This window comes from Serratia sp. CoH_134_PS_4, from assembly GCF_058190535.1.
This window is the reverse complement of the sequence record NZ_JBXWKI010000034.1, coordinates 1-4,605: the sequence shown is the minus strand read 5'-3', so window position 1 is coordinate 4,605 and position 4,605 is coordinate 1. Positions and strand designations below refer to the sequence as shown.

5 protein-coding genes are annotated in these 4,605 nt (G+C 53.1%); 4 read left to right on the top strand and 1 reads right to left on the bottom strand.

What is annotated here, in order from left to right; translation table 11 throughout:
• Window positions 1–174: MbeD family mobilization/exclusion protein (locus AC2FCQ_RS24535; RefSeq protein WP_490309166.1), on the top strand; the 174-nt coding region annotated here is incomplete at its 5' end.
• Window positions 175–465: 291 nt separating this feature from the next.
• Window positions 466–1,506 (top strand): IS481 family transposase, encoded by a 1,041-nt coding sequence (locus tag AC2FCQ_RS24530; RefSeq protein ID WP_306686541.1) that lies wholly within the window; start codon window positions 466–468, stop codon window positions 1,504–1,506.
• 192 nt (window positions 1,507–1,698) lie between these two features.
• On the opposite strand, the gene AC2FCQ_RS24525 is transcribed toward AC2FCQ_RS24530, so the two are convergent.
• Window positions 1,699–2,220, bottom strand: coding sequence for a hypothetical protein (locus AC2FCQ_RS24525; RefSeq protein ID WP_064645616.1), 522 nt, complete (start codon window positions 2,218–2,220; stop codon window positions 1,699–1,701).
• Window positions 2,221–3,071: 851 nt separating this feature from the next.
• Here AC2FCQ_RS24525 and AC2FCQ_RS24520 point away from each other — a divergent pair.
• Complete coding sequence (locus tag AC2FCQ_RS24520; protein WP_211271133.1) at window positions 3,072–3,395, top strand: MobC family plasmid mobilization relaxosome protein; 324 nt, start codon at window positions 3,072–3,074, stop codon at window positions 3,393–3,395.
• Window positions 3,385–4,605, top strand: a 1,221-nt coding sequence (mbeA, locus tag AC2FCQ_RS24515; RefSeq protein ID WP_490309160.1) for a plasmid mobilization relaxase MbeA, incomplete at its 3' end; no start/stop codon positions are given. The genes AC2FCQ_RS24520 and mbeA, both read left to right, overlap by 11 nt.

Genomic DNA, 4,605 nt, shown 5'->3' with positions numbered 1-4,605 from the left:
CTACAGCAGGACTACTCGAAAAGGCTGGACGAGTGGGAGAACGCCTTCGCGGAATGGCGGACGATGTCTGGTCTTATGCAACGGGAGAACGCAGCGCTGAGCGAGCGCGTCTCGGGCTTGAGCAGGCAGGTGCAGAGTTTGAGCGAGCAGCTAATCCGGTTGTCGAAAGGCTGAACGCGATTGAAGCACACCGGCAGCAGGCGCGGGCGGCACAGCATCAGAAAGCGCTGGAGCTGGAACGATTGCAGCGACAGCGGACGTATGATGGCCCGTCGCTGTAACAAACCGGGTAAAACGGAGCTTTCGTCGGGGATCTGCTCTGAAAGCCGGTGCCATTCACCCGAATGCATGGCTATGCATTCGTGTATTAGTCGCGACTTGATCTGACATATGGCCTTGAAAGGTTGAGAGTTACCGGTTTTGATATGGGTGTCGAATCCTTATACAAAACACGAGGTAACTCTCATGCTTCATACTACCAATCCCGTCATTAAACACAAAACAGGTTTGCTCAATCTGGCTGAAGAACTCAGCAACGTGTCTAAAGCCTGTAAAATCATGGGCGTCTCCCGCGATACGTTTTACCGTTATCGCGAACTGGCTGATGAAGGCGGTGTGGATGCGCTGATTAACCGCAGCCGACGCGCCCCCAATCTCAAAAATCGTACCGACGACGCAACTGAACAGGCCGTTGTTGACTATGCAGTCGCGTTTCCTGCGCATGGTCAGCACCGGACCAGCAATGAGCTGCGTAAACAGGGCGTTTTTATCTCAGGAAGTGGTGTCCGCTCTGTCTGGCTGCGCCACAATCTTGAAAACTTCAAAAAGCGTCTGAAAGCACTGGAAGAAAAAGTGGCTCGTGAGGGTATCGAGCTGACTGACAGCCAGATCGCCGCACTGGAACGCAAAGCCAGTGATGACGAGGCCTGTGGCGAAATTGAAACCGCGCATCCGGGCTATCTGGGTTCTCAGGACACATTCTACGTGGGCAACCTGAAAGGCGTCGGACGTATTTATCAGCAGACGTTCGTTGATACGTACTCGAAGGTTGCGCACTGTAAGCTGTATGTCACTAAAACGCCGATTACAGCGGCTGACCTGTTGAATGATCGCGTGTTGCCGTTTTACGCGTCTCAGGGCCTGCCGATGCTGAGAATACTGACTGACAGGGGCACGGAGTACTGTGGCAAAGTGGAGCAGCATGATTACCAGCTTTATCTGGCAATAAATGATATCGACCACACGAAAACCAAAGCAATGTCGCCGCAGACAAATGGCATCTGCGAACGGTTCCACAGAACGATATTGCAGGAATTTTATCAGGTAGCGTTTCGCAAAAAACTGTATGGTGAACTCGATACATTACAATCAGATCTTGATGCATGGCTTGCTCACTACAATAATGAGCGAACTCATCAGGGGAAAATGTGCTGTGGCCGGACGCCAATGGAAACATTGCTTGATGGAAAACGCATCTGGGCTGAGAAAAACTTAAGCCAGATGTAATCTGACAGATACCTGTATAAATAACCGGTAACTGTCAGATCAGGTCTGAGCTAATACAGCATTCGGGTGAAATTTATCTGGCGCAGGCGGCGCGGTTTACCGGGGAGTTTACTGCCGGTTTTACCGGGCTGAGGCCGTATTCGCGCTGAACCTGTCCGGGGCGGTGCACGAAAGGGATGTTATGGTAAATGGTTACCGATTTACGCCAATAGCTATACTGGTTTCATCTAGTAATATACCTATCTTACATCCGCTAATTGTAGATCCTGTCATCACTAAGCCACCTATAGTTAGTTGATTATTGTCTGTATTGAACAATTGTGGTGAAGGCCCGCGGTAACTTATTAATTTTCCATCAGGAACATAAAGTTCTGCTTCCGCTTTTAGCGCAGCGGCACTTTGTCTTCTTATTTCAAATGCTTCTTTTCCATTAATGAGACAGACAGTGATCTTGTCTTCATGACGGAGAGTTACCCCCGCTTTTTTACCTTCATCAGTAAGGTAAAGTTGGGTTCCTTTAGCCTTGGCTAGATATGTACCATCACTGTGATAGATAGGGATACTTGTAGTAAAACCTGCATCAACCGTATTCTCAACGCTAATCATAGGGGTATCTTTATACTGAAGTATTACTGGGACATTGATAAAAAAATTAGAACCCAGCTCAACTTCAGGGCTTTGACTAAATACCAGCCTGTTCTGTAACTCACTCATCTAAATTTCCTTTTTTTTATAAAAAAAGGCCTAATGCCCCCGTGGTGGGTATATAAAAATCACGGGGAGCGTAGCGACCTTCGTCTAGCTCGTTTCTTGTTTGTCTTACCCTGCAAAAGGTTCGATTGTGTGGGCATAGTGTCCGACGTTTGCAATCACACTATGCCGCTTACTACTCCCTAGAAACTCACTTTATCAGGTGCCAGTTATCGTACTGCGAGACGGGGTAGAGCCAACTGCTTTCCCGAGTTGGTTAGGATTTTATTCCCACCGTATGCCTGTTTATCCTGCCGGAGTCCGGGGCGTAGACCTGAGTGTCTAAGGTGCAGATATGATTTTAATGTCGTTGAATGGTATTAAGCTGGTAGTGACATCGCTAGCCAGCCCTGCTAGGATTTGATTGCTACGTCTGATCCTGGCAGGCATCTGCAAGAATTAGAGTACCGAAGCCCTGTGATTCTGTCACGGGGCTTTTGTACATCTGAATCCTGATAAATCAAATCTTTCCCTGAAAAACACGTAACGCCCGCCGCAGTCTCATGACCGAACGTCAGTGAGCGAATGAGCGAGGAGGCGTCATATCACCAATTTCAGCATTTATCCTGGTCACTCCTGAGCTTCCTTTTCCCCTCTTTTCCATAGGCCCTTTGACCCACACACAACTCAGCTCTACCATATTAAGCCAGTATACACTCCGCTAGCGCTACGTGACTGGTTCAGGGCTGCGCCCCGAAACCCGCTAAAAGCGACTGACGCGCCTGCGGCTTGTCCAACACCGCGCCGCCCGGGAAATTATTTCCCGCCCGTCCCGGCGTTATCAGGAGGCTGGATTGGCAGATAAACGCAGCAAGATGCTCACGATGTGGGTAACGGAAGATGAGCACCGGCGTCTGCTGGAGCGCTGCGACGGTAAACAGCTCGCGGCCTGGATGCGCCAGACGTGCCTGGACGAGAAGCCAGCGCGTGCCGGCAAACTTCCGTCGATCTCGCCGGCGCTGCTTCGTCAGCTTGCCGGCATGGGGAACAACCTCAACCAGATTGCCCGGCAGGTTAACGCCGGTGGCGGTACCGGACATGACCGGGTGCAGGTTATCGCCGCGCTGATGGCCATCGATGCCGGACTCGAGCGGCTGCGGCACGCGGTGCTGGAAAAGGGGGCAGACGATGATCGTTAAGTTTCACCCGCGAGGGCGCGGGGGCGGAGCGGGTCCGGTGGATTATCTGCTGGGGAAAGATCGGCAGCGCGAAGGCGCCAGCGTTCTGCAGGGGAAGTCGGAAGAAGTCCGGGAGCTTATCGACGCCTCGCCCTATGCCAAAAAATACACCTCCGGGGTGCTGTCGTTTGCCGAGCAGGACTTACCCCCGGGTCAGCGTGAAAAACTGATGGCGAGCTTCGAGCGGGTTCTGATGCCCGGACTCGATAAAGACCAGTACAGCGTGCTGTGGGTTGAGCACCAGGACAAAGGGCGGCTGGAGCTGAATTTCCTGATCCCGAACACGGAGCTGCTGACCGGCAAACGGCTCCAGCCGTATTACGACCGGGCCGACCGTCCGCGCATCAATGCCTGGCAGACGATCGTGAACGGCAGGCTGGGGCTGCACGATCCGAACGCGCCGGAAAACCGGCGTGCGCTGGTCACGCCGTCCGCGCTGCCGGAAGCGAAGCAGGAAGCCGCTCAGGCGATTACGCGGGGTTTACTGGCGTTAGCCTCGTCCGGGGAGCTGAAAACGCGTCAGGACGTGACTGAGGCGCTGGAACTTGCTGGTTTTGAGGTGGTGCGCACGACGAAAAGCAGCATCAGCATTGCCGACCCGGACGGGGGGCGAAACATCCGATTGAAGGGAGCCATCTATGAACAGTCTTTTAACGCTGGCGAAGGACTTAGAGCAGAAATCGAAAGCGCAGCAGCAGAGTACCGGCGAGATGCTGAAAGCCGCATTCAGCGAGCACGAGCAGTGTGTAAAAGCGGAACTGAACGCCAGCGCGAAGCGAATCAGCAACGCTATCAGCGCTCACGAACAGGGGATGAACGCAGCCATGCAGTCGAACCGACTGAACGTGCTGCGTATGGTAGGGCGAACGTGGCTGACCGTGGTGATGGTCTCGGTACTGCTGATCGGTACGAGCGGGAGCATTCTGTGGTGGCAGGGGGAACAGATACGCGATCATTACACGCTTATCAGCGAGATGAAGCGGACGGAAGCCATGCTGTCGAAGAAGAACAACGGCGTGCGGCTGTCGGTGTGCGGGGACAGCAAACGTCCCTGCGTGAAGGTGAACCCGGAGGCCGGAGTCTTCGGGGAGGATTCGAGCTGGATGATACTGGCGGGGAAATAGCACATGACGGAGCTGGAAAAACAGTTGCTGAGCGCATTAGAGCAGCT

Coding starts and splice junctions, on each gene's coding strand:
- AC2FCQ_RS24530 (WP_306686541.1), top strand. CDS start 466: ATGCTTCATACTACCAATCCCGTCATTAAACACAAAACAGGTTTGCTC.
- AC2FCQ_RS24525 (WP_064645616.1), bottom strand. CDS start 2,220: ATGAGTGAGTTACAGAACAGGCTGGTATTTAGTCAAAGCCCTGAAGTT.
- AC2FCQ_RS24520 (WP_211271133.1), top strand. CDS start 3,072: ATGCTCACGATGTGGGTAACGGAAGATGAGCACCGGCGTCTGCTGGAG.